Source organism: Gemmata sp. SH-PL17 (assembly GCF_001610855.1).
In the GTDB taxonomy this organism is placed as follows: Bacteria; Planctomycetota; Planctomycetia; order Gemmatales; family Gemmataceae; genus Gemmata; species Gemmata massiliana.
In genome coordinates this window covers 5,140,842-5,165,383 of the sequence record NZ_CP011271.1, presented here as the reverse complement: position 1 = coordinate 5,165,383, position 24,542 = coordinate 5,140,842, and the positions used below count along the sequence as shown (strand labels likewise).

17 protein-coding genes and 1 tRNA gene are annotated in these 24,542 nt (G+C 64.0%); 13 read left to right on the top strand and 5 right to left on the bottom strand.

Annotation, left to right across the window (positions count from 1 at the left end):
- Window positions 1-7 precede the first annotated feature (7 nt).
- A complete protein-coding gene (locus VT84_RS21220; RefSeq protein ID WP_082840915.1) occupies window positions 8-1,249 on the bottom strand; it encodes an efflux RND transporter periplasmic adaptor subunit in 1,242 nt (413 codons plus the stop codon).
- A gap of 384 nt (window positions 1,250-1,633) precedes the next feature.
- Here VT84_RS21220 and VT84_RS21215 point away from each other — a divergent pair, with 384 nt between their 5' ends.
- The 6 genes from VT84_RS21215 (at window position 1,634) to VT84_RS21190 (ending at window position 6,871) form a co-directional block, all read left to right on the top strand.
- Window positions 1,634-2,509 carry a deoxyribonuclease IV gene (locus tag VT84_RS21215; RefSeq protein ID WP_082840914.1) on the top strand — a complete coding sequence of 292 codons (876 nt, stop codon included), beginning with the start codon at window positions 1,634-1,636 and terminating at the stop codon, window positions 2,507-2,509.
- Between the two features lie 519 nt (window positions 2,510-3,028).
- Window positions 3,029-4,330 carry a phosphopyruvate hydratase gene (eno, locus tag VT84_RS21210; RefSeq protein ID WP_052560890.1) on the top strand — a complete coding sequence of 434 codons (1,302 nt, stop codon included), beginning with the start codon at window positions 3,029-3,031 and terminating at the stop codon, window positions 4,328-4,330.
- Window positions 4,331-4,418: 88 nt separating this feature from the next.
- Window positions 4,419-5,006: a hypothetical protein gene (locus VT84_RS21205; protein ID WP_052560889.1), complete on the top strand. Its 588-nt coding sequence runs from the start codon at window positions 4,419-4,421 to the stop codon at window positions 5,004-5,006.
- Between the two features lie 195 nt (window positions 5,007-5,201).
- Complete coding sequence (locus VT84_RS21200; protein ID WP_082840913.1) at window positions 5,202-6,011, top strand: formylmethanofuran dehydrogenase subunit C; 810 nt, start codon at window positions 5,202-5,204, stop codon at window positions 6,009-6,011.
- A 21-nt stretch (window positions 6,012-6,032) separates the two neighbouring features.
- A complete protein-coding gene (locus VT84_RS21195; protein WP_082840912.1) occupies window positions 6,033-6,704 on the top strand; it encodes a class I SAM-dependent methyltransferase in 672 nt (223 codons plus the stop codon).
- A gap of 86 nt (window positions 6,705-6,790) precedes the next feature.
- Window positions 6,791-6,871: transfer RNA gene (locus VT84_RS21190), tRNA-Leu, on the top strand.
- Window positions 6,872-7,033: 162 nt separating this feature from the next.
- Here VT84_RS21190 and VT84_RS21185 read toward each other — a convergent pair.
- The 3 genes from VT84_RS21185 to VT84_RS21175 form a co-directional block, all read right to left on the bottom strand.
- Window positions 7,034-9,076: a TlpA family protein disulfide reductase gene (locus tag VT84_RS21185; RefSeq protein WP_082840911.1), complete on the bottom strand. Its 2,043-nt coding sequence runs from the start codon at window positions 9,074-9,076 to the stop codon at window positions 7,034-7,036.
- A gap of 102 nt (window positions 9,077-9,178) precedes the next feature.
- Window positions 9,179-10,162 (bottom strand): DUF1559 domain-containing protein, encoded by a 984-nt coding sequence (locus VT84_RS21180; protein ID WP_052560885.1) that lies wholly within the window; start codon window positions 10,160-10,162, stop codon window positions 9,179-9,181.
- A gap of 191 nt (window positions 10,163-10,353) precedes the next feature.
- Window positions 10,354-13,467, bottom strand: a complete 3,114-nt coding sequence (locus tag VT84_RS21175) for a sigma-70 family RNA polymerase sigma factor (protein ID WP_162271793.1) — start codon at window positions 13,465-13,467, stop codon at window positions 10,354-10,356.
- A 539-nt stretch (window positions 13,468-14,006) separates the two neighbouring features.
- Between VT84_RS21175 and VT84_RS21170 the strand changes: the two genes are divergently transcribed.
- The 7 genes from VT84_RS21170 to VT84_RS21140 all read left to right on the top strand — a co-directional run bounded on the left by VT84_RS21170 (window position 14,007) and on the right by VT84_RS21140 (window position 23,413).
- Window positions 14,007-14,723: a DUF1080 domain-containing protein gene (locus VT84_RS21170; protein ID WP_052560883.1), complete on the top strand. Its 717-nt coding sequence runs from the start codon at window positions 14,007-14,009 to the stop codon at window positions 14,721-14,723.
- Between the two features lie 145 nt (window positions 14,724-14,868).
- On the top strand, window positions 14,869-16,017 hold the full coding sequence (locus tag VT84_RS21165) for a citrate synthase (protein WP_082840909.1): 1,149 nt from the start codon (window positions 14,869-14,871) through the stop codon (window positions 16,015-16,017).
- Window positions 16,018-16,143: 126 nt separating this feature from the next.
- The gene (locus tag VT84_RS21160) at window positions 16,144-16,638 is read left to right on the top strand and encodes a DinB family protein (RefSeq protein ID WP_082840908.1); all 495 of its coding nucleotides are present in this window, start codon (window positions 16,144-16,146) and stop codon (window positions 16,636-16,638) included.
- Window positions 16,639-16,730: 92 nt separating this feature from the next.
- A complete protein-coding gene (gene serS / locus VT84_RS21155; protein WP_082840907.1) occupies window positions 16,731-18,026 on the top strand; it encodes a serine--tRNA ligase in 1,296 nt (431 codons plus the stop codon).
- A gap of 265 nt (window positions 18,027-18,291) precedes the next feature.
- Entirely contained in the window at window positions 18,292-19,359 is a 1,068-nt protein-coding gene (locus VT84_RS21150) for a hypothetical protein (RefSeq protein ID WP_082840906.1), read from the top strand.
- A 217-nt stretch (window positions 19,360-19,576) separates the two neighbouring features.
- Window positions 19,577-21,886, top strand: a complete 2,310-nt coding sequence (locus VT84_RS21145) for a PSD1 and planctomycete cytochrome C domain-containing protein (protein ID WP_162271792.1) — start codon at window positions 19,577-19,579, stop codon at window positions 21,884-21,886.
- Window positions 21,887-21,904: 18 nt separating this feature from the next.
- Entirely contained in the window at window positions 21,905-23,413 is a 1,509-nt protein-coding gene (locus VT84_RS21140; RefSeq protein ID WP_082840904.1) for a DUF1501 domain-containing protein, read from the top strand.
- Between the two features lie 19 nt (window positions 23,414-23,432).
- Here the strand turns inward: VT84_RS21140 and VT84_RS21135 are convergent, their stop codons facing one another.
- Window positions 23,433-24,524 carry a hypothetical protein gene (locus VT84_RS21135; RefSeq protein WP_082840903.1) on the bottom strand — a complete coding sequence of 364 codons (1,092 nt, stop codon included), beginning with the start codon at window positions 24,522-24,524 and terminating at the stop codon, window positions 23,433-23,435.
- Between the last annotated feature and the right edge of the window lie 18 nt (window positions 24,525-24,542).

Sequence of the window (24,542 nt, the reverse complement as noted above, 5' to 3'; positions counted from 1 at the left end):
TCGGTCCTCACTGTTTGGGGGGAGCGGGCGCGCTGGGATCTTGCGCCGGCGCGCCGGGAACTGGCATCGCGGTCTGTTCGGGATCGATTTCCATTTTGGGCTTCAACTGTTGGAGCGCGCCGACCACGACCCAGTCCGTCGGCTTCAGCCCCTCTTCGATCACCCGCAACCCGTCATCCTGTAACGCGCCAGCCTTGACGCGGCGGTACTCGATTTTGCGTTCCTCATTCACCACGTAGGCGTACTTCTGCCCCTGGTCCGAACCAAGCGCCCGGTCCACAACGAGGAGCGCCGGGCGCGGTTGACCGATGGGCACCCGGATGCGCACGAACATGCCCGGGGAGAGCAGTCGGCTCCCCTTCTCCGGTTTCGGGTTCGGGAAGATCCCGCGAACCGCGATCGTCCCCGTGGACGGGTTAACGACGTTGTTGACGAAGTCGATCGTCCCCTGGTGCGGGAACCCGGTTTCCCCCTCCAATCCCATCGCGACCGGGAGTTCGGTTCTTTGCGCGGGAACCTGAATCTTGCCCTGGTTGATGGCCGTTCGGACCCGCAGGAGCGTGCGCTCGTCCAGATCAAAATAGGCGTACATCGGGTCGACCGAAACGACCGTCGTCAGCAGCGTGGAATCCTGGTTAATCAGGTTGCCGAGCGTGTAATAATACCGGCTCACCTGTCCGCTGATCGGCGCGCGAACCTGCGTGAAACTCAAGTTCAGGTCGTACAGTTTGACCGAGGATTTGGCCGCTTCGATCCGCGCGTTCGCCTCATCGACCGTTGCTTTTGCCGTATCGAGATCCTGCTTGCTCCCGGCCCCCTTATCGAACGTGTCCTTCGCCCGCGCGTAGTTCGCTTCGGCGAGTTTGAGCTGCGCTTCGCCCAGTTTCACTTGGCTCTGGGCCTGCTCCAGTTGAGCCTTGTACGGGCGCGGATCGATCTCGAAGAGGAGATCACCTTCCCGGAGCCGCGCCCCGAAGATCGTGGACGGCCCCCGAACGATATCGCCTTCCTTAAACGGGGAGCGAACCAGGTACCCGGTGACGCGGGCGCGGATACCGACCGCCTGGACCGCGTCGGTTCGTCCGGTGTACTCAACGAATTCTGTGACTTCGCGCTGAACGGGATGGCTAACCGGCACCACCGGTTGTGTGGGACCAGCTTGTTGAGCCGGCTTCTGGCGACAGCCAGCGGTGAATGCGATGAGTAGCGCCCCCAGACACGATCCGCCCCAAAGCGCCCGTTTCGACATGGTAGCTCCACGTTCGACCGCTCCGCTTCGCCCCGTTCCGAAGATACCGCGTGGCGCGATCCAGTCCAACATCGCACCGGACCGGCAGACCGCTTTTGACGAGCATTGTCGCGGGGGTGCGTACTGCCGTGCGGAGAGTCGCGAGTTTGAAAGCAACACTCGTGCCGGCAGCACGGAATGAACGTGAGGAGACCGAACCGGCGGGGCCACGCCGGCCTTGTACTTATGGCGAATCCCCGTGTGACTTGACTCTCCCTGAAACCAACACTACTCACGCGCAACACGTGTCTTGGGCCTCACAAATTTTCTTTCCGCAACGGACACTGCAATTCGGTGCCCGGTCCGACACAATATCTCCCCTTTACTCTCAAGGAGGACGGACCGGTGCCACTTTTCGGCGCTCACCTTTCGATCAGTCGCGGGCTGCACAACGCGATCTCCGCAGCATCCGCGCTCGGGTGCGATACCGTCCAGATCTTCACCAAAAATGCCAGCAAATGGACCGCAGAACTGCTTTCTCCGGAAGCCATCACTCAGTTTCGCCGGGCGGCTAGTGCGTCACGCCTCAAGCACCTGACTGCGCACGACTCGTACCTCATCAACCTCGCGTCGCCGGATACTTCGGTCTACGCGAAATCGGTCGAAGCGTTCGTGGATGAGCTGGAACGTGCCGAAGCGCTCGGGCTGGACTACCTCGTCACGCACCCGGGGGCACACACCGGCAGTGGTGAAGACGCAGGGCTGGCTCGTGTGATCGAAGGGTTCGAGGAGGTTCACGCGCGCTGCGCCGGTTTCAACGTGCGCGTGTTGATCGAAACGACTGCGGGACAAGGAACGTCGCTCGGGCACCGGTTCGAGCACATCGCCACGATCCTCGATCGCGCGAAGTGCGCCGACCGTATGGGCGTGTGCCTCGATACGTGCCACATCTTCGCGGCCGGGTACCCGCTCGGCTCAGATTCGGATTACCGGAGCACGTTTCAGCAGTTCGACGACCTCGTCGGCCTTGATCGACTGAAGTTGTTTCACGTCAACGATAGCGCGAAGGCACTGGGCAGTCGCGTGGACCGGCACGCGGGTATCGGGTTGGGGGAGATCGGCCCCGAAGCGTTCCGCCGGCTCGTGACCGACCCGCGGTTCCTCGATCGCCCCATGATCCTCGAAACGCCCAAGAAAAACGATGACGGTGACGAGATGGACGCAGTCAACCTCGCGCTACTGCGCAAGTTCGCCGCGAACGGTATCGCGCGTGCCGGGTGATCGCGGCGCGGATTCTTCAGAAGCGTGTCAAGACCAGTTTCCTGCGCGCCGATGAATGGTGTGTTGAGGTTGTCGGCCCACAAACTGGTGCCGACAACCGAAGCGAGGACTCGCACATCACCCGGTCCCCAGCCCGGCGGTGTGCGATCAGGTTGGCGGGAATGGCTTTTGGCGGGTCGCGATCCGGTAGCCCCCTGTTGCCGTGAATCCGCCCGCGGAAACCGTGTCCGGTGGATCGGGTGCTCGGCCCCCGACGACCTCGGTCCCGGACGTTCCCGCCGCCAAACGGTCGGCTCCGGCGCTTATGATTCTCACCAAGGCACGGATCACGGGCACGACGCCTGTGGCCCCTGCCCAACGTACTTGCTCCCGCCGGAGCCGACCGACCCGTCCTCCCGCACCTCATCTCACTTGACCAAAGCTGCTCCCGTCGTATCCCATCTCCGCGACGCCGCGCACTCGCTCGGACCGCGGCTCTACGGTCGCCGAACGAATTCCTCTATCAAACACAGCTCCCAAATGAGCACTATTCGCGCTCTCAAAGCCCGCGAGATCCTGGACAGCCGCGGGAACCCGACCGTCGAGGTCGAAGTTCACCTGACGTGCGGCACGTTCGGGCGCGCGGCGGTCCCGAGCGGGGCCAGCACCGGCGCTCACGAGGCGGTCGAACTGCGCGACGGCGACAAGAAGCGCTATCTCGGGAAGGGCACGCTCTCCGCAGTGCGCAACGTGATCGACACGATCGCACCCGCAATCACCGGGATGAAGGTCTACGACCAGTCCGCGATCGACCGGAAGATGCTCGAACTCGACGGCACCCCGAACAAGGCCAAGCTCGGCGCGAACGCGATCCTCGGCGTGTCGATGGCCGCGGCCCACGCCGCCGCGAACGCCCTCGAACAACCGCTGTACCGCTACGTCGGGGGCACGAGCGCGTGCGTGCTGCCCGTTCCGCTGATGAACATCCTCAACGGCGGGAAGCACGCCGACAGCACCGTGGACTTCCAGGAGTTCATGATCGTGCCCGTCGGGGCGAAGAGCTTCCGCGAGGGCCTGCGGATGGGCGCGGAGGTGTTCCACAGCCTGAAAAAGGTGCTCCACGACAAGGGGCTGAACACCGCGGTCGGTGACGAGGGCGGGTTCGCACCGAACATCCCGTCCGCCGACGACGCGCTCGCGACGATTTCGACCGCGATCGAGAAGGCCGGCTACAAGGTTGGCGACCAGATCGCCTTCGCGCTCGACGCGGCCTGCACCGAGCTGTTCGAGGAAGCGAAGCACCAGCACAAGAAGGAAGGGTACTGCTTCTTCAAGAGCGACCCGAAGAAGGTCATTTCGTCCGACGAGATGATCGACCTGTGGGCCGGGCTGTGCGCGAAGTACCCGATCATCTCGATCGAGGACGGCCTTTCGGAAGACGATTGGGCCGGCTGGAAGAAGCTGACCACGAAGCTCGGCGCGAAGGTGCAGCTCGTCGGCGACGATCTGTTCGTCACGAACACGGAGCGCCTGAACCGCGGGATCGCGGAAGGGTGCGGGAACAGCATTCTGGTGAAGGTCAACCAGATCGGCACGCTGACGGAAACGCTCGACGCGGTCGAAACGGCGAAGCGCAACAAGTTCACCGCGATCATGAGTCACCGCAGCGGCGAAACCGAGGACGTGACCATCGCGGACCTCGCGGTTGCCACGAACTGTGGGCAGATCAAGACCGGTTCGGCGAGCCGCACCGACCGCATCGCGAAATACAACCAGCTCCTGCGAATCGAGGAACAGCTCGGCTCGGCCGCCGTCTATGGGTGGGAGCTGCGCCGGTCGTAAGGCGCGGGGCGAGTCGTAAAGTCGCCACGCGACCCTCTCGGTCTCCGACTTTACGACTCGCGCCCTTGTGACCTTTGTCGGTGAGACCATGCCCTCAATTCTCAGTGACCCCCCGCCCGTTTTGTACCTCATCCTCGCTGTCGCACTCGCTGTGACGGGCGCAATCGCGGCCAAGCGGCAGGACCGCAAATCCGCGATACCGTTTGGGATCGCGGCGCTTCTCCTGCTACTCGTGCTCCTGATTGACAGGCTGTACGACAGCCCGCGCGAGGAGGCGGTGCGCCGGCTCACGGAAATGGGTGCGGCCGCGAACGCGAAGAACCCGGACACATTCGTCAAGCAGGTCGCTGACAAAGTGAGCGTGCAGACGGATACGAACCAGACGAAAGTCGCAACGCGGGACGAACTCAAGAAGTCCGCATTTTGGGGAATGCTCCGGCAGTTCCAGGTAGCGGTGACCGTATCGGGCTTTTCTCGTGACGACGTGAAAGTAATCGACGATAACACGATCGAACTCGGATTCATCGCCAAGGCCGAGGCCGAAGGGAAAACGGTTCCGGTTTACATGCGGGCGACGTTCGGTAAACAGTCGGATGGCTCATTTAAGTTGACCGCACTCAAGGCGTTCGAGTTCATCGATCGCACCAAGGTATTCTCGATCCCCAACTTCCCGTAACGGATCGCGAATCGGCCACGGGTGAGCACCGAGAACGCGAATTCAAGCAGAGAGCAGAGAAAAAACTTTGACAGGATTAACGGGATAAACAGGATTGGAATTGAGAACGCAGTCAGGTCCGAATGCTGATCCGCGCGTATCTGCGTTCATCCGTGGCGAATTTTGTTTGTCTCATCAGGTTGTGCGGACCTCTTCATGTTCAGACTCACGCTTCGCGCGTCTTCCGCCATTCCCCTCGAAGTTGAGGGCATCACCCCAGATAAGGTTGCGGGATTATCGGTTCTGGAAGTGGCGAAATTGCCGATCCAGTACGGAAATCGTTCGGAGCCGCTCGGCGAGTTCTTCGAGGTAATTCCCGACCCGTACCGAATGGCGGATTTGCATTTCTCGGGTGATACGCGGAACGTGAAGTACATCGGCGCCGGGATGACGCGCGGGAGAGTTTTTGCAGAAGGACGGGTCGGGTTACACGCGGGCGCGCGGATGAGCGGTGGGTCACTGATTCTCGATTTCAGCGCTGCGGGCTGGCTCGGTGCCGAGATGCGCGGCGGAACGATCGAGGTTCGCGGGTCCGCGGGCGATCAGGTGGGGGCCGCGTACCGCGGGTCGCGCCGCGGGATGACGGGTGGAACGATCTACGTTCGCGGTTCGGTCGGTGACGAACTCGGGTTACTCATGCGCCGCGGATCGATCATCGTGGAGGGTGCGTGTGGTGAGTTCGCGGGTGCGTCCATGATCGCGGGGACGCTCGTGCTGCTCGGCGACGTCGGCGAGCGCTGCGGCGCCGGTATGAAACGCGGAACCATTCTCACGACGCGCGAACCGCTCTTGCCGCCGTCGTTCCGCTTCTCGTGTGATTACAAACCGTCTTTTCTACCGCTATATCTCCGCCAGCTTCGAGAGACGGGGGTGAACTTCCCGTCTGCGTTCGGTGTCGGAACAGTGCGCTGCTTCCGGGGCGACCTCCTTGCTGGTGGAAATGGTGAGGTGCTTGTCGGAGGGTAGCGAGGGGTTCGGAGGCGCACGATGACGGACGCAGTTTCATCCGTTCAAACGGGATACGATCGCTGGGCAGAAGTCTACGATCACGATGGGAATCCGCTCCAGGGGCTTGAAGAACCCGTTGTACGGGCCACAGTGGGCGAGGTGAATGGCCTGCGCGTGCTCGATCTCGGGTGCGGTACCGGGCGCCACTCGCTGTGGCTCGCGGAACGCGGAGCGGTCGTTACCGCAGTGGATTTTTCCGAAGGTATGCTGGCTGAAGCGCGGCGCAAACCGGGTGCGGACGCGATCACCTTCATCGCCCATGATTTGCGCACGTCACTCCCGTTCACGGCCGAATTCGATCTGGTTGTGAGCGGGTTGGTGTTGGAGCACTTACGCGATTTGAATCACTTCTTTGCAGAAGCGCGGCGCGTACTGAAACCGGGTGGTCGGGCGGTCATTTCAGCGATGCACCCTGCCATGTTCCTCCGCGGAACGCAGGCACGATTCACCGATCCGAGTTCGGGCGAACTGGTGGTGCCGGGGAGCGTTCCGCACTCGGTTGCGGCGTTTGTAATGGCTGCGGTCCGGGCCGGCTTTTCGATCTCGAATGTGGAAGAGTTCGCTCCCAGTACGGAATTCGCCGCTCGCTATCCGCGTGCGTCCAAGTATGTTGATTGGCCGATGCTCGTGGTGCTGGAATTGACCGCGTGATCGGAAGAATAGTGCGGTGCGGCTCACTTTCGAGTGAGGAGGAGGCTTGCTGCTCACCAGCGCGCCACCTATTTTGAGTGAGTCGCGGCCAAGTGGCGGAATGGCAGACGCACTCGATTCAAAATCGAGCGCCGCAAGGCGTGTGGGTTCGAGTCCCACCTTGGCCACCTAAACACTCGGGTGAAGTGCGACGGGATTGGGTAGTGGTGGTTACGCCTTTCAATTAAGCGTCTCAACCACCACTACCCGATCCCGTCGTGTTCCGCTTTGGTCAGAACACTTTCATTAACACCGGTCGGCTCACACCAACGGGTGCCGAACACAAGTCGTTAGCTGCCCGGTTTGGCACCGGCTTCTATTTCCTTCAACAACGCATCGACCGCGGCGTCCATTTGTTTCCCGCGGACGCCCCGGTACCGGATCGTCCCCTTGTGGTCCAGTACGAAGATCGTCGGGTAGTGCTGGATGTGGAGCGCCTTGAGCAACTTCCGCTCGTCGCCGCCGCCCCACCAGTGCGCCCACGGCATGTCCGCGGTCTTCAGGAACTCGGTTAGCACCTTCTTCTCGTTGTCCCCGCTCACACTCAGTAGGACGAACGGCTTGTCTTTCAATCGAGCGACCAGTTCACGTTCGTGCGGGATCATCGCTTTGCACGGGCCGCACCATGTCGCCCAAACGTCGAAGACCACGACCTTACCCCGGTAGTCGGACACCTTCACCGACTTGCCGTCCATTCCCTCTCCGGTGACGTCCGGGAACGGCTTGCCGACGGCCAAATCGACCACCTCGGGAAGCATCGACTTTGCCCACGCATCGGCGGTCCCGAGTCGGCCGCCGAGGTTGGCCCCGGCGAAGTCTTCGATGATTCGCCGCAGGATCGCTTCCGCTTCGGCACTCGCTGCGGCCGAGGCTGCGGGGGTGTCGCCCCGCTCGGTCAGGCGGATCGCGTTGTTGGCGAGCACGACCGCGGCCTTCGCACGAGTCACCCGGTCCGGGTGAACGGCAATCACTCGCTCGGCGAACGGGTGGACGGCGGGGCGCTGAATCGTCGGCCGGTCCAGTAACTTGCCGACCCCCGGCGCGGTCGCGAACCGCTCGGCCATTTGCCGGAATGCGTCGGCCCCTTCGGGCGAATCCTGGCCCGTCATGGCGATGAACGCCAGCGCCTCCAGCGCGATCTCATCGGCCGGCCCCTCGTTTGCGATAGCCAGCGCACGGGGGGCGAAGTCGCGCATCTTTGGCAGGGCCGCTTCGTAAGCCTTCATTTGCTGTTCCGGTGTGCCGGTACGGGGCAACTGCATTGCGCTCGAGTTCTGCTTGGCGTACTCCGCGCGCAGCGCCTTCAGCCGGTCCTCGCGCCCGGTCGGTGCGGGGGCGGCGTCGGTGTGGGCCTTCAACTTGGCGGCCGGCACACCGGCTTCGATCAACAGCGCATTTACGGCTTCGTCCAATCGACTATCGCGAACCTCCTTGAACCGAATCACTCCCTTGCCGTCGATCACATAGATCGTCGGGAAGTGGCTGATCTTGTACGCCTCGGTCATGCCACCGTCCGGGCCGTTGAACCAGTGCTCCCACGGCATCGGCGTGTCCTTCAGGAAGTCAGTCACGACCTTCGGTTCCGCGTCGAAGCTGACGCTGACCAGTGCGAACGGCAGGTCCTTGAGTCGGGCGACCATCTCCCGCTGGTGCGGGATCATCTTCCGGCACGGAATGCACCCGGTGGTCCACACGTCCAGGACGACGACCTTCCCGGTGTAGTCGCTCAGCTTCACCGGCTTCCCGGCGAGGTCGCGGCACTCAATGGCCGGGGCCGTCTTCCCGGGCACGAGGTTCTTGATGACGTGCCGCACGGATTCCACTCTGCGTGCGAACTTCTTGGCCTGTTCCTCGTTAGCCCCGGCCATGTCTTTTTCGGCCCGGGTCAACAGTGCTTCGGCTTCGGTCAGCAGCTTCGGCACGTCGGCACGCGGAGTCACGGGGTTACCCACAGCCCGGTCGATCGCCTGCACCGCCTGCAAGCGAGCGGACGCGGCTTCGGTTGGTGTCATGTCGGCCAGCACGCTGGCCAGCAGTTCGCGTGCTTTGGGCTCGGTCGGGTACAGGCCGAAGTACGTGGCAAGGTGTCGCCGAATCGCGGTAGCGTCAGCCGAATTGGGCGCGTCTGCCAGTGCCTTCTGTTCGCGTTCGAGCAGCGGGAGCAGAGCGCTGAACGGCGGTTGTTCGCCGTCCAGAGTTTTAGCTGCACTTGCGGCCTTGCTCCGCGCAACCTGGAAATCGATCGAGTGTTTCTTGAAGTCGAACGTACCGGCCGGGTTGTCCCCCGGCGCAGCCGTCAGCGCAACCGTCAACAGAAGCGGTGTGAAGTTCATTTCGGTTACCCGGAATCTTGGGTCGTGTGAGAACGGGCGGGAGCGGCGCGGCGATCATGTGACTGCCGCGCGGAAGTGAGACGCAACTCGGTACTCGGGTGGTTAGTCGATCGTGGCGAAGTCGCCCCCGGCCCGGGTGATGAGGGCCATCATTTCGGGGGCGGTAATGCCGTCGCGCAAGTAGCGCACCGATCCGTCGCACATGGCCACGTTCAGCCCGCCGGTGTGGAGGGAGTACATGCCGATGTAGTTGTTGACATTAATCATGTTCGGCCCGAACGCCTTGCTGACCGTCGGGAACCCGGTCCATTTGCCGTCCGGGTTGGTCCCGCGGGGTTGAGTCGCTTGCTGAGCCGCCCAGCCGATGCCGCCGAGGTTGTTCGCCAGATACACGGACCGGCCGGTGTAGTAGTCCGGGCGCGCGGTGAGTTCGTAGAGCATGATCGTGTTCGACGAGCCGTCCTGGAACTGGAGCAACCGGTTGTACTTGGGCGCACCCTTGTAGTTGATCCCCTGCGAGTTCGCGAGGCACCCGTCGAACACGCCGGACGGCGGGGCGGGGAGGCCGTAGCCGGCCGGGGCCGCGTTCGTCATCACCGCGGACATTCGGGACGGGGAGGCGTAGTCCATTGCCGCGCCGGTGTTGTACAGCGGGTCGAGCCGGTCCGACTGACCCGACGGGCACTGGAACGTCGAAACTTTGTTCTTGTTGAGCGTGGCGTTCACGTCGTCGGAGTACCCGCGGTCGAAGTTCCACTGGGAGCGGATCGCTTCCTGCTCCAGGTACGGGAGGATCTGCACCGGCCAGTTCACGATGACCGTTCCCGAGTACCCGGTCACGGTCTTCTGCATCGTCGAAACCGGGAACCCTTCCATCGCCGAGTGGTGGTTGTGGAACGCGAGCCCGATCTGCTTCATGTTGTTGGAGCACTTGATGCGCGCGGCGGCCTCGCGCACCTTCTGCACCGCGGGCAGGAGGAGCCCGATGAGAATCGCGATAATCGCGATCACGACGAGCAACTCGATCAGCGTGAACGCGCCCGGTGACGAGAGCCGGGTGCGGCGGACCGGAATGAACTTTGGCACAGCAACCTCTCCGTAAGGATAAATAGTTCCCAGGCCCGGGCGGGTGGCCGCCGGGATGGAAGGCTTCGTCGGACTAAACGATCTAAAACCCGGGTCCGGGGAGATAAAACGGACCCAGCAACTACTGGCCGTTCGCGGTTACGAATCGGCCACGGGGTGGGTGCTCTCGGTACACGTCGTCATTGCTGCTCTCATCGCACAAGGAGTCGGCGCAGCGCGGCCGCCGCGTCTCGACTTGGGATGTTGCCGTCGGTTCGCGCGGCCAATTCTTCAAGCACGGTTTTGGCGGCCGGTGAGCCGACTCGTTCGAGGGCCACGACTGCCCGTGTTGCGGACGGGCCGGTTTCCGTGCGGAGCTGCTGCGCGATCACCGGTACCATCGCAGGAATGGCTGCCTCGAACGTCGCTCGGTGGGCCGCCGCGGGGTCGACGCTGGTGAGATCGCGCCACACTTCGTCTGTACTGCGTGTGGTGCGAACGTCGGTCGGAGTCGGAGCGATCCAGATCAACCCGGTCCCATCGAACCCGCCCGACGCGATCCGGGTACCGTCCGGCGAGAACAGGACGGCCAGCGCCCGCCCTTTATGCCCCCGGTACGCACGCAGTTCTTTTCCGTTTGCCAGATCCCACACCCGTAAAGAACCGTCCTCGGCGGCTGCGGCCAGCAGGCGGCCGTTGGGTGAGAAGGCCAGCGCGTGCAGCGGTCCTGCTCCCGGAGGAGTGGGCAGTCGGTAGCCTTTCTCGGTATTCACCTCGGTCACGATCAGGGATTGGGAGCCGTCCGCGTCCTTCCCGGCCGATGCCAGCCACCGCCCGTCTGCCGACAACTTGACGACGTGCAGTGAGTTACGGTCCCGGTACTTGGGGAGCAGGGGGACGGTGGCCCGGTGTGTCCCGGTTTCTGTATCCCACACCTCGACCGCGTTTTTACCGAACGGAAGCCGGAGTAGCGTGCCGCCGTCGGCCGAGAACTGGAGAACGGCGGGGTTGGTGTGTGCTGGGATCAACCGGCGCGCCTCCTGTCCAGTCGCTCGGTTGACAAGCGTAACCACGGTCGGAGTGCCCCACGCGATCCACCGCCCGTCCGGAGACGCGGCCCCGTTCGCCGCGCCGGTTTGCCACACGTCGGCGGGAATCGGCACCCGGTCGGCCGCGACCCCGCTCCCCACATCCCACGTCGTGGCCCGCAGCGTGCGATCGGCCGGCGTCGGGAACTGAATCACGGTCGGCCCGGTCGCGTCCGGGAATACGACCTCGCGCGCCGCGACTTCGCCCTCATCGTTCCCGGCGAGCGGGGCGGCCGGTACCCCCGAACCGACCGCCCACGATCGCCCCGCAGTCCCGTGCAGTGTGGTGAGCGTGCCCCCATCCGGTGAGAACGCCAGTGATTGCACCGCACCGTGGATGCGACCGTGTGGCCCGGCTTGTCGCCCGGCCACCACGTCCCAGATCCACACCTGTCCGCCCCGCGCGACCGCAGCAAAGAACCGCCCGTCGCGCGAGAACCGCCAGCCGAAGATGTCGACCTGCCGGTCCACGATCGCCAGTTCGCTAATTGCTCCACTCGCTCGAACCGCATTGCCCGTCACCGAATCCCGGACCGTGACCTTGCCGCCAGCCAGTTCCGCGAGTGCGGTCCCGTCCGGGGTCGGTGCGAGAATCGAATGCAGCCCGCGGTCCGTCCAGTGCCCGGTTTCGCGGCCGGTTTCCAGATCGAAGAGCCTTGCCTGGCGCTCGCCCCGGGCATCGGTAACAACCACGCTTCCGCCGATGAACGCGAACCGTCGAATGGGACCGGTCGCGGCCGAAGGCGTCTTTCGCGGTAGGCCGGTTGCCAGATCCCACAGCAGTAACCGATAACCGTCACCGATGCCGTTCGTCACGCGGCCCGCGCCCAAACCGCCCAGCACCTTCCCGTCCGGACTGAACGCCAACCCGTGAACCACACCGCCGGTAAGTGTTTGGAGTTCCCGACCTGTTGCGACGTCGAACAGGCGCACGACCTTCGACGCGGCATCACCGACAGCTATGGTTCGGCCGTCCGGAGCGAACGCCACAGCCGTTACGCGCCAACCGGTACCCACTTTTGAAGTCCACGACCACAGCGTCGTTGCGGCGGCCGGGTTCGCGACGTTCAGCAGCCGCACTTCGTCCGTTCCACAGACGGCCAGAATTCGACCGTCCGGATCGAGCGACAGTTGATGACTGCGTACCGGGGCCGCTAACCGGTGAAGTTCTTTGCCGGTGTCGATGTCCCAGACCGAAACGACCGAGCGGCCGTGGACCGAAGCAACAGTGCTGCCCCCTGGCAGAAAGACGACGTCACCCGCTCCGCCGCCCTCCCCTCGCATCCGAAGCGTCCCGATACGAGCGACCGCTCCATCCGGGAGCGGGTCACCGAGCCGGTCGAGCCGCGGACCGATCGGACTCAGCGTGACGACGGGCGTTTCAATCGCAGGCGAAACTGCGTTCGGAACGGTCGCGCGAGCAGTCAGCCCGGCGCCGACGGCTCCGGCCAACGCGATCGCGGACAATACGGCCACGTACTTGACCGTGCGCCCCCACCGCATCGACGCGAGCACGGTGTCGGCAACGACCGACGAACCACCCACGAACCCGCTCGTCACCGCCTGAACAGTTCGCGCGACCAACCCGGGCGGCATCGCCGAAGCCGGTTGGATCAGGGCCGTGAACAGCACCGCCAGCCCCGCGGCCGGAACCAGTCCCCGACGCGACAGTCGGTCGCGGAGCAGTTCGCACCCCTGCGTGACCCGCCGGCAGATCGTCGGGACCGAGCACCCGAGTGCTTTGGCGGCTTCGGCGTAAGTCTGTTGCTGCAAGTGGCACAGAACGACCGGGCGCCGGTACTTCTCCGGCAACCGACCGATTTCTTCGTCGAGCGCGGTCACGAGTTCGGGGTCGGCAATAACGGGTGCTGCAACGGCGGGTGTCTCGCCCACGGAAACCTCCCGCCGTCGCTGGTTCTGGCGGTACACGAGTGCGGCCGAGCGGCGCGCGACCTGATGGAGCCAGGGCGCGAGCGGTCCCCGACCGGTCAGGCCGTCGGCCTGCTTAGCGAGGGCGAGAAACGTCGCTTGGAAGGCGTCTTCGGCGTCCTGGGATTGGCGCAACGAGCGGCTGCACACGCCCCAAACGAGGGGCGCGAACCGCTCGGTCAGGGTGGCGAACGCCTCCTGATCGCCGGTCGTGGCGTACCGGTGCAGCAACTCGGCTTCCGCCTCTGGATTTGAGGCAGTCAACCGGGCCACCCATCCCGTCACGGTCTTGGAAATCGTCCCGGACATCGCAAGGGGCCTCCCTCGACCCGTCATCAATTTCTTGCGCAAAGTGCGATATTTTTTCACGAATTCCGACAAACGACTCGGAACGGCCACCGCCAGCGGGTGTTGAGGTGCCCTAATGCACTGCGTTTGTGCTTCGTAAACGTCGCGCGTTCAACAGTTTGTCGCGCGACAGAGCTACGATGGTCGATGAGCCTCGTTCGCAGGGGCAATTCGCGCAAGGCTTCGGATGTGCCGTTTCAGGCAGGTTTCGCGCAAACAGGAACTTTCAGGTAACAACACGCCGCTTCACCGATTTGAGCGCATCGAGGTCTATCTCATAGTAGCACCGGGATCATCGGCCCTTTCAATCGAGTCGGCGGGCGACCCGCGTTTCATGTCGGACTGGCGCGACAGTCACGTGGTCACTCGTCGATTTCTTTTGAGCCTTGTCTCGGCATCGGCTCCCAATTCGAGGCGCCAGTCGCTCGCTATTTCACGGTCGGACGGTTACCATCGCTTTCGCGTTTCTCGCCCGAATCACCTCTCTCGCAAGGTGCGACATGTTCCGTGCATTCGTTCCCGTTCTCGCGGTGGTGCTGGCGCTCGTTCCGGGTTCGCACGCGGCCGATCCCAAGCCCATTGAGCCGTTCAACGGCAAAGACCTGAAGGGCTGGAAGCTCAAGGACGAAAAAAGCAACAAGTGGGAAGTTCTCGCGCTCGGCGCGGTGGATCTCGACTCGAAGAACCCGTCGCAGTTCGTTCACACGGGCGCGTCCAACACGCTCATCAAGGACGTGCTGCTGGTGAACATGAAGAGCGGCACGGACATTTACACCGAAGCGGAGTTCGGTGACATCGCGCTCGAACTCGAATTCATGGTGCCGAAGGGGTCGAATTCCGGCATCTACCTGATGGGCGAGTACGAGGTGCAGATCCTCGACAGTTACGGCAAGCCGGACGACAAACTCACGCAGGGAGATTTGGGCTCCCTCTACAGCACCGCGGCGCCCAAAAAGAACGTCGCGAAGAAGCCCGGCGAGTGGCAGAAGTTTGTGATCGAGTTCCGGGCGCCGAAGTTCGAGGGCGACAAGAAGACCGCGAACGCGAAGTTCGTCAAAGTCACGCTCAACGACACGGTTCTTCACGAAAACGTCGAGGTGAAGCAGCAAACGCCGGGTGGCTTGACCGGCAAAGAGCGCGCAACCGGTCCCGTGATGTTCCAGGGGGACCACGGCCCGGTGGCGTTTCGGAATATCAAAATCACCCCGAAAAAGTAAGATAACGGAGGCCACGATGCGGCCGGTCCGAGCGTTCGCTCGGACCGGCTTCCCTTTTTTCCGCCCGCCCTCGCCCCTGACCCCTGACCCCCGCCCGCCATAACATTCCCAATACGCATCCCACCCGCCGCGAATCGAGACCGTCATGAGCACCGAAATCGAATACAAACCGGGACTTGAGGACGTTCCGGCCGCGAAATCCGCGGTCAGTTTCCTCGACGGTAAGAAAGCGGTATTGGAGTACCGCGGCATCCCGGTCGAAGTGCTCGCGAAGGAGAGCAGCTTCGAGGAAGTCTCGTGGTTGCTCATCAAGGGCGACCTGCCCACTCAGAAGCAGCTCGCCGAGTTCGACCACGACCTGCGCCAGCGCCGGGCCATTCACTTCCGGCTCAAAGACCTCATCAAGTGCATGCCCGCTGACGGGCACCCGATGGACGCGCTGCACGCGAGCGTCGCGGCCCTGGGTATGTTCTACCCGTGTCACACGGTCACCGACCCCGCGAAGAACTGGGACGCCTCGTGCCGGCTGATCGCGGCCATGCCGACGGTCGTCGCGGCGTTCGCCCGCACGCGCCGGGGCGAGGAGATCATCGACCCGCGCAGCGACCTCGATCACGCCGCCAACTTCTACTACATGCTCTTCGGCAAGGAACCGTCGCCGGCCACCCGCAAGGTGCTCGATGCGTGCCTGATCCTGCACGCCGAACACCAGATGAACGCGAGCACGTTCACCGCCCGCGTCACCGGCTCCACGCTGGCGTCGCCGTACCAGACGATCGCGTCCGCGATCGGGTCGCTGTCCGGGCCGCTGCACGGCGGGGCGAACGAAGAGGCGCTGCGCCAGTTCGAGGAGATCGGCGGACCCGAAAAGGTGAAGCCGTGGATCGAGGCCAAGCGCGCCGCGGACCCGAAGTACAAGGTGATGGGGCTGGGGCACCGCGTGTACAAGGTGAAGGACGCCCGCGCGACCGTGCTCCAGGAGATCGCGGAGCACGTGTTCGCCGAAACGAGCCGGCCGAAGGCTTACGAAACGGCCCTTGAAGTGGAGCGCATCTGCGCCGGGATCTACGGGCCGAAGGGCATCTACCCGAACGTCGACTTCTACTCCGGCGTGGTGTACCAGTCGCTCGGCATCCCGACCGACGTGTTCACGCCGATCTTCGCCATCGCCCGCGTCTCCGGGTGGCTCGCGCACTGGACGGAGCAACTCGTCGGCAACCGCATCTTCCGCCCGGAGCAGATCTCCGTCGGCAAGACGGACGTGAAGTACATTCCGCTCGAACAGCGCGCGTGACAGTCGTGAACCCCGCCCGCAAGGGCGGCGGGTCGTCTCCAGACTAGCCCACCGCCCTTGCGGGCGGGGTTCGCAAGGAATTCGCCCCGATCGCGTTTCGCCGGGGCACTCGCAGGATTCCAGGCCATGTCTCGTCTGTCGGAGGCGCTCGAACAGATCGACTTCGCCCGGCGCTACACGCGCGAGCGCGTCGACACGGTTCCGCTCGCGGACTGGTTCGCGGTCCCGGCCGGTAGCGTGTCGCACATGGCGTGGCAGGTCGGGCACACGGCGTCGTCCGAGTACCGGCTCTGCCTCGAACGGCTCCGCCCGCGCACGGCGGAAGACGAGGTGCTGATCCCGGACGGGTTCCTCAAAGTGTTCAGCCGCGAATCGCTCCCCGCGGCTGTGACCGGCTTCACCGTCGAAGAAATTCGCGCGGTTTACGACCGCGTCCACACTCGCGTGCTGGAAGAGTTGGCGAGTTACCCGGACGCGGACCTCGATTTGCCGCCGCTGAAACCGCACCCGCTGTTCCACACGCGGATCGCGGCGCTGCGTTACGCCCCGCTACACGAAATGATCCACTGCGGGCAGATCGCGATGATCCGCCGGATGCTTGGTCAACAGCCCATCTGGTGAACCCGGAGCGGTTCCCGCATATCTTGTTGGGTGGGCGCGGCCCGCCGTTATTCGTTTCGGGCGGGCACGGTCCGCTCTACGGAACCTCAATCATGCTCGACGCCGGTTTCATCGCCAACAATGTGGATGCGGTCAAAGCCAACTGCAAGAACCGCGGCGTGTCCGAGGTTCCCGTGGAGCGCGTGGTCGCGTTCGAGGCGGAACGCAAGAAGCTGTCCCAAAAGCGCGGTGAAACGGCGGCGAAGAAGAACGCAATCAGCGCACAGTTCCCACAAGCCAAGACGCCCGAAGCGAAGCAAGCGCTGAAGGACCAAGCGGCGGCTATCGACAAGGAAGTAGGGGCGATCGACGACGAACTGAAGATCATCGAAGGCGACCTGCTGCTGAACCTGTACCAGATCCCGAACATGACGCACCCCGACGCACCGGTCGGGGGCGAGGCGGCGAACAAGGTCGTATCGCAGTTCGGCGAGCCGCGCAAGTTCGACTTCAAGTCCAAAGATCACGTCGCGCTCTGCGAATCGCTCGATCTCGCCGATTTTGAAGCCGGAACCACCGTCGCGGGCCAGAAGTTCTACTTCCTGAAGAACGAGGCCGCGCTGCTCGAAGTCGCGCTCGTGCAGTACGCAATGCAGACCGCGGTGAAAGCCGGTTACACCCCCGTCATCACGCCGGACTTGGCCCGCGTTACGGTTCTGGAAGGCATCGGCTTCATGCCGCGCGACCCGAACCCGGAAACGCGCCAGGTCTACACCGTTGCCGACACGGACCTGTGCCTCGTGGGGACCGCCGAGATCACGCTCGGCGGGATGCACATGGGCAAGGTCTTCGACGAGTCCGAGTTGCCGAAGCGCTACGTTGGGCTGTCGCACTGCTTCCGCACCGAGGCCGGAGCCGCCGGGCGCGACACCCGCGGGCTGTACCGCGTCCACCAGTTCACGAAGGTGGAAATGTTCGCGTTCTGCACCCCGGAGAACAGCGACGCGATCCACCAGGAGATCCGCGAACTCGAAGAAAAGATCTTCACCGGGCTGGGATTGGCGTTCCACGTGATCGACACCGCGACCGGCGACCTCGGCGGACCTGCATACCGCAAGTACGACCTCGAAGCGTGGATGCCCGGCCGCGGCGACGGCGGTGCTTACGGCGAAGTCACCAGCACCTCGAACTGCACCGACTTCCAGTCCCGGCGCCTCAACATCCGCTACAAGGGCAAGGGGTTCAAGGGCACGCGGTTCGTTCACACGCTGAACGGCACCGCGGTCGCGTGTACCCGGGCGCTGGTCGCGATCCTGGAGAACTACCAGCAGGCCGACGGCTCGGTGGTGATCCCCGAAGTGCTGCGCCCGTGGGTCGGGAAGGACGTGATTGTTCCGCGGAAGGCATGATGCTGCGTTTCGCGGGCGCTCAACCGTTGCTGGTTTGCAATGCACAGCGGGAGTGATATCGCGATTTGCCGGCTCCGCGTGGTGAGATCGTGTGCCACGCGGAGCCGGAATCCTATCCGGTTGTGCGGTTCGTGCGGCTTTTCGTCTGGTGCGCTTTCCCTCGCACAGCTAGATTCGCAGGAACATCTCCGATGGCCGCTGCGCCCGGACGATAAAGACGGCATTCCCGGCACGGTGCGCCGGGCGCACGGGTTCGAGTTCCGCCATGACCGCGCCTTCCGTACTCATCCTCTACAACGAACCCGTGCTCCCGGCCGATCACCCGGACGCCGGGTCCGAGCACGACATCCTCGACACCGTCAACGACACGTTCAAGGTGCTCAAGGCCGCGGGGTTCGAGACCACCAAGCTCGGCATCAACTACGACCCGCAACCGCTCCTCGACGTGCTCAAGAAGGCGCGCCCCGACGCGGTGTTCAACCTGTTTGAGGGCATCGCCACCCAGACCTCGACGGAAGTGTCGGTTGCTGCACTACTCGAATGGCTGAACGTGCCGTTTACCGGGTGCCCGTCGCCCGCGCTGGCACTCGGGCGCGACAAGATCCGGACCAAGCACATCCTCGCCGCGACCGGAATCCCGACGCCGGATTACGCGATCATTGATGCGCTGCCGGTCCCTCTCTGGGTCCACCCGTGGCCCGCGATCGTGAAGCCCGCGTACCAGGACGCGAGCGTCGGCATCAATCAGGAGAGTGTGGTCACGTCCCAGGCGCAACTCGAAGACCGCGTGGCGCACGTGTTGGCGACCTACGGGCCTCCTGCACTCGTGGAGCGCTACGTGTCCGGACGCGAGTTCCACGTGAACATGATCGAAGACCCGGGGGCCGCGCCGAACGCCCCGCCGCTCGTTTTGCCGCTCGCCGAGATCGCATTCAAGAACGACCGGCCGGGGAAGTGGGCCGTATATACGTTCATCGCCAAGTGGGACGAGCACAGCGACGAGTACCAGTCCGCGCCGCTGCGTGCGCCGGTCACGATCCCGGCCGACGATTTCGCCCGGCTCTCGGTCATCGCGCAGCGCTCGTTCCGCGCGCTCCAGTGCCGCGACTATGCCCGCATTGACGTGCGCATGGACGCGGACGGCAACTTCTACGTTCTGGAAGTGAACCCGAACCCGTATCTGAATAGCCTCGCGCTCGTGAACGGCTTGGTTGCGATCGGGCGTACTCACGAGGAACTCCTGGTCAAACTCACGACGGCGGCCCTTTTACGGAGCGGGAAGGAGATCTCGTTTGACGCGATCCGCGTTCCGGTGAACGTCGTCACGGCGTGATCCGGGTTAATTCCGCCACCTTTGTGACTCCTCCCTCAATTTCTCACGCAAAACTGCACCGAATCCGCGGATGAACGCCGCGTCGGATTCGGCCTTCCCCACCGTTCCCAAGTTTGCTAAACCGTCGCTGCTCTTCCGGAGTTGGAGGCGAGTGGCGGGAACCGGGTTACTGGGCGCGATCGCCCGGTGCCCGATGCACGGAGTGGTGAGGAACGGTATGAGAGTGCGCCCGAAACGCCGGTACCTCGCGCTCGCGTCGCTGGTTCTCGTTTTGGCCGTAGTCGCTTACGCCACCGCACGTTCTCCGAAGAAGTCGCGCCGGGCGAAGAAACCACAGCCACAAGCTGAAACAACTGTCGACTACGTCCGCCATATTAAGCCCATTCTGGAAGCACGCTGTTACCAGTGCCACGGACCGACCAAGAGCAAAGCCGGTCTGCGGTTGGACACGGTTGCGGGCATCCGAAAGGGCGGGGATAGCGGCGGGATCATCATTCCCCATGACGGGGCCAACAGCCCGCTTGTGACCGTCCTGAGCAACACGGAGGACGGCACTCAAATGCCGCCGACCGGGGAACCGCTCAGTGCCGAACAGATCGCGCTCATTAAAAAGTGGATCGACCTCGGGGCACCGACCCCGACCGAGAAAGAATCGGAAGTAGCCCCATCTAACACGGGAAATAGCCACTGGGCGTTTCGTGCGCCGGTGGCGCCACCCGTGCCAGTCAGTTCGAGTTCGGGTTCCACAGAGCACCCGATCGACGCTTTTCTCGCCGTCGGTCGCGAACAGCACGGACTGGCTCCCAACTCGCCCGCGCCGCGTGCGGTTCTGTTGCGCCGCGTCTACATCGACCTCATTGGCCTTCCGCCGACCCGGGAGGAACTCTCAGCATTCCTGGCGGACACCTCCGAAGGAGCATACGAGAAGGTGGTCGCGCGTCTCCTCGCCGACCCGCGTTACGGCGAGCGCTGGGGCCGGCACTGGATGGACGTGTGGCGCTACTCCGACGCGGACGGTAGGAAGGCGAAGGCTGACATTTGGTGGAGCAGCGCGCACCTCTGGCGCTGGCGCGACTGGATCGTGCGGGCGCTCAACGCGGATCAGGGGTACGACCGGATGGTGCTGGAGATGCTCGCGGGGGACGAGCTGACCCCCGAAGATCCGCAAGCGCTCGCCGCGACCGGCTTCTTGGTTCGGAACTGGTTCAAGCTCGACCGCAACATCTGGCTCAGTAGCACGGTCGAGCATACCGGCAAAGCGTTTCTGGGGCTGTCGATCGGTTGTGCGCGGTGCCACGACCACAAGTTCGACCCGATCAGCCAGAAGGACTACTACCGGTTCCGGGCCTATTTCGAGCCGCACGACATCCGCACGGACCCGGTGGCAGGCGAAACGGGACCGGCGGCTCAACTGGCCCGCGCATACGACGCCAAGCCCGGCGAACCCACGTGGCTATTCGTCCGCGGGGACGTGAGGACGCCGGATAAATCGGCCCGAATGGAGCCGGGGATTCCACCGGCGCTGGGCACGACGCCTGCTGTGGTGCCCGCGGCGACGGGGAGCACGGGGCGCCGACTCGCGCTCGCGCGGTGGATTGTCGATCGCAACAATCCGCTCACGGCACGGGTTGCGGTGAATCACATTTGGGCGCGTCACTTCGGGCGTCCGCTGGTCGATAACGTGACCGATTTCGGAACGCGAACGGCCCCGCCCGCGCAACAGCAGCTCCTCGACTGGCTCGCGGTCGAGTTCATGAACCACGGATGGAGTATGAAGCACCTCCACCGGCTGATCGTGACTTCGGCCGCGTACCGGATGAACTCCTCGACCCGCGACGCGACCGCGGGGAACCTGACCGTGGACCCGGACAACCGGTTCTACTGGCGAGCGAACACGCGCCGGATGGAAGCCGAAGTGGTGCGCGACTCGCTCCTCTCTTTGGCTGGGGTGCTCGACCCCACGGTCGGAGGGCCGCCAATTGATCCCGTTCGCGGGACTGACACGGGCCGACGCAGCCTGTACTACCGGTACTCGCGCGAAGACAAAATGGAGTTCCTGACGGCCTTCGATGCGCCGGGTGTGGAGGAGTGCTACCGGCGCGAACAGAGCATCGTTCCGCAGCAAGCGCTGGCACTGGAGAACAGCGAGTTTTCTTGGAACCAGGCGCGCCGGATCGCCCGGCGGCTCGAAGTCAACGCACCCGATTCGACTACGTTTGTGGCGGTCGCGTTCGAGCACATTTTGGGGCGCGCGCCTTCGGCATCGGAAATTGAAGCGTGTGAAACCTTCCTCGTGCGACAAGACGCGCTCCTGGCCGATCCGTCTCGATTAACGCCGCTTCCTGCCGTCCCCACGGTCGCGTCGAGTGCGACCGAGGCCCCGAAACAGGGACCGGGGCTGCCACTCGTTTTGGGTACGGTCAAATCGCTCCCGCCCGTCGCGCCCGCGGTTGATGCGGCCAAGCACGCACGCGAATACCTCGTTCACGCGCTGTTGAACCACAACGATTTCATCACCATTCGCTGAGCACGGAGCTTGGCCCCAATGACTTCACAAGATCTCCGCGCCGGCTTTGGTTCCCGAATCGGGCGGAGGCGGTTCCTCGCCGACCTCGGGATGGGGTTCACGGGTACCGCGCTCTCCGCCGTGCTCTTTGAGGGCGGCGCAGCGAAGGAGATACCCGCTGGAGCCAGCGCGGAGTCGATCAAAGCGCGCGCCAAGAGCGTGATCTGGCTGTTCATGGTCGGCGGGGCGAGCCACATCGAAACCTTCGATCCGAAGCCCGTGTTGACCAAGTTCGCGGGCAAGACGATCGCCGAAACGCCGTTCAAGAACGTCGTCCAAGACCCCAAAGTGGCCAAGAACTTCCGCATGTTCGCGGGGGCCGCGCGGCTCGAAACGAAAATCCTGCGCCCGCAGATCGGGTTCCGGAAGCGTGGCCAGTGCGGAACCGAGGTCTGCGATTGGCTCCCGCGCATCGGGGACTGCGTGGACGATCTGGCAGTGGTGCGTTCCTTGTGGACAACCGACTTCAACCACACCGCGCAATCACTCACGCACACCGGGCGCCTCCTCATCGACGGCCGCGAACCGAGCCTGGGGTCGTGGGCACATTACGGTCTGGGTACCCTCAACCGGAACTTGCCCGAGTTCGTCGTGATGGGTCGGCCCCCAAGTGACTTCGGCGGCGGGCGCCTGTCGCACCAAGCGAGTTATTTGGGACCGGAACACGACGGCGTGCCGATCGACGTCGAACCGGACCGCGCGGTGCCGTACCCGCCACAGGGAGCGGGACTGACCCGCGAAGCACAAAAAGCCGAGTTCGAGTTGGTGAACGATCTGAACCGCTTGACGGAAGTGGAGTACCCGGCCGATCCCGCGCTCCGGGCGCGGATCAAGTCTTATGAACTCGCGTTCCGGATGCAGACCGCGCTCCCCGAGCTGGTGAAGCTGACCGACGAGGCCGAAAAAACGAAGGCGCTCTACGGGTTGGACGACCCCATCACCGCACCGTTGGGCCGGCAGTGCCTCGTGGCCCGGAAGCTGGTGGAGAAAGGCGTCCGCTTCGTGCAGATTTACCACGGAGGATCGGCCGAGGACGAGAACGGGTTGTGGGACTCGCACCAGGACTTGCGGAAGAACACGAGCGAGCGGTGCCGAGAAGTGGACCGTCCGATCAGTGGGCTATTGAAGGATCTGAAACAGCGGGGGATGCTCGACAGTACGCTCGTCGTTTGGGCCACCGAGTTCGGGCGTACCCCGAACGTCGAGGCGCGCCCGGACGGGGAGAACGATCCGGAGGAACTGCGCGGGCGCGACCACCACATCTACGGGTTCTCGGCGTGGTTGGCCGGTGGGGGCGTTAAGGGCGGGATCACCCACGGCGCGACCGACGAACTCGGCTTCCACGCCACGGAGAACCGTCACTACGTGACGGATCTCCACGCGACCGTTTTGCACCAACTCGGATTGGACCCCCAGTGCCTCGAAGTGCCGGGGCGGAAGCGCCTGGACCTCGAACGCGGGCGCCCGATCACCGAGATCCTCACCTAACTCTTCACCCGATCTCGCGTCACGTTCCCGGCAGGCGCCGGTTGCGCACGGACATGTCGCCGTCAGCGATCGGCTTCTGAACGCCGAGCATCATCGCGAACAGCCAGCGGGCGCGGATCGCCCAAATCGCCTGTCGGCGCATGTAGTTGAGCGAGTTGTAATCGTGAACGGACGTCGCGGGCAGGAAGTCCATGCTCGGGGGCATGTTCGTGACTTCAAACGCCATCTGGTCCTGCTGTTTGTGCGAGAGTAATTCGGTGATTTCCACCGTCGCCAGGTCCGTGTACGGGTGCGTCGATTCGTCCCACGGTTCGAGCGGGTTGCGGATCACGTCCGGATCGTCCGGTTTCACTTCGTGGAACTGCACTTGCAGGACGTAGTGAACCGGCCCGCTCCCCACGAGCGCGGCCCACTCGTTCTTCAGGTAGTTCACGTCTCGCGTTTCGCCGGGCACTGCGCGCTGATCGGCCGCAATGGGGGCGAGGGCCGGGTCGTCGCGCACCTGGGCCACCCACGCCGGGTTCGGCGGCGGCTGTTCCGGCGCGCGGTCACCGGGGATCAACCGGAACCGGACGTACCGCGCCTTCCCGTCCTTCGCCTTCCACGCGAACGGGGTGTGGCTGTGGTAGTACATGGTGGAGAACGACGCGGGCACCTTGATCTGGGCGTCGGCGGCCGACTTGCGCCCGTCGGCGTACTTGGTGTGGTACTTGATGTACTCGACGCCCGCGTGCTCGTCGCGGTCGAAGGCGAATTCGAGGAAGCTCGCGGCGTTCCAGAAGAAACAGTGCCGGCCCGTGTTCATCTGGATGTCGAGCGGGCTCTTGAATCGCGTGTCGGCGAACTTGATGGTCGCGCTGCGCACGGGGCTCATGGCGTCGTCCATGTACCCCGAACTCGCGTGCCGCAAGCGGATCGTGAACTCGCGCCCCGGCTCGAAGAACTCGGTTTCCGGGAACTGTGGATTGGTGACGATCCGTAACTTTCCGCGCCCGGCGATCCCGTTGTTGTGCGACATTCGCCGGCGCTGCGAACCCGACCCCAGGGCAATGAGGAAGATGAAGAACTTCCCCCAGAACCAGAGTTTGAATTTGTCCCAAGCCGCTTTCATCGGCGGGCCTCTCGATTC

What these genes read in the sequence shown, in the direction of transcription:
- VT84_RS21220 (WP_082840915.1), bottom strand. Translation starts at nt 1,249, where the DNA reads ATGTCGAAACGGGCGCTTTGGGGCGGATCGTGTCTGGGGGCGCTACTC.
- eno (WP_052560890.1), top strand. Translation starts at nt 3,029, where the DNA reads ATGAGCACTATTCGCGCTCTCAAAGCCCGCGAGATCCTGGACAGCCGC.
- VT84_RS21205 (WP_052560889.1), top strand. Translation starts at nt 4,419, where the DNA reads ATGCCCTCAATTCTCAGTGACCCCCCGCCCGTTTTGTACCTCATCCTC.
- VT84_RS21200 (WP_082840913.1), top strand. Translation starts at nt 5,202, where the DNA reads ATGTTCAGACTCACGCTTCGCGCGTCTTCCGCCATTCCCCTCGAAGTT.
- VT84_RS21195 (WP_082840912.1), top strand. Translation starts at nt 6,033, where the DNA reads ATGACGGACGCAGTTTCATCCGTTCAAACGGGATACGATCGCTGGGCA.
- VT84_RS21185 (WP_082840911.1), bottom strand. Translation starts at nt 9,076, where the DNA reads ATGAACTTCACACCGCTTCTGTTGACGGTTGCGCTGACGGCTGCGCCG.
- VT84_RS21175 (WP_162271793.1), bottom strand. Translation starts at nt 13,467, where the DNA reads ATGTCCGGGACGATTTCCAAGACCGTGACGGGATGGGTGGCCCGGTTG.
- VT84_RS21170 (WP_052560883.1), top strand. Translation starts at nt 14,007, where the DNA reads ATGTTCCGTGCATTCGTTCCCGTTCTCGCGGTGGTGCTGGCGCTCGTT.
- VT84_RS21165 (WP_082840909.1), top strand. Translation starts at nt 14,869, where the DNA reads ATGAGCACCGAAATCGAATACAAACCGGGACTTGAGGACGTTCCGGCC.
- VT84_RS21160 (WP_082840908.1), top strand. Translation starts at nt 16,144, where the DNA reads ATGTCTCGTCTGTCGGAGGCGCTCGAACAGATCGACTTCGCCCGGCGC.
- serS (WP_082840907.1), top strand. Translation starts at nt 16,731, where the DNA reads ATGCTCGACGCCGGTTTCATCGCCAACAATGTGGATGCGGTCAAAGCC.
- VT84_RS21150 (WP_082840906.1), top strand. Translation starts at nt 18,292, where the DNA reads ATGACCGCGCCTTCCGTACTCATCCTCTACAACGAACCCGTGCTCCCG.
- VT84_RS21145 (WP_162271792.1), top strand. Translation starts at nt 19,577, where the DNA reads ATGAGAGTGCGCCCGAAACGCCGGTACCTCGCGCTCGCGTCGCTGGTT.
- VT84_RS21140 (WP_082840904.1), top strand. Translation starts at nt 21,905, where the DNA reads ATGACTTCACAAGATCTCCGCGCCGGCTTTGGTTCCCGAATCGGGCGG.
- VT84_RS21135 (WP_082840903.1), bottom strand. Translation starts at nt 24,524, where the DNA reads ATGAAAGCGGCTTGGGACAAATTCAAACTCTGGTTCTGGGGGAAGTTC.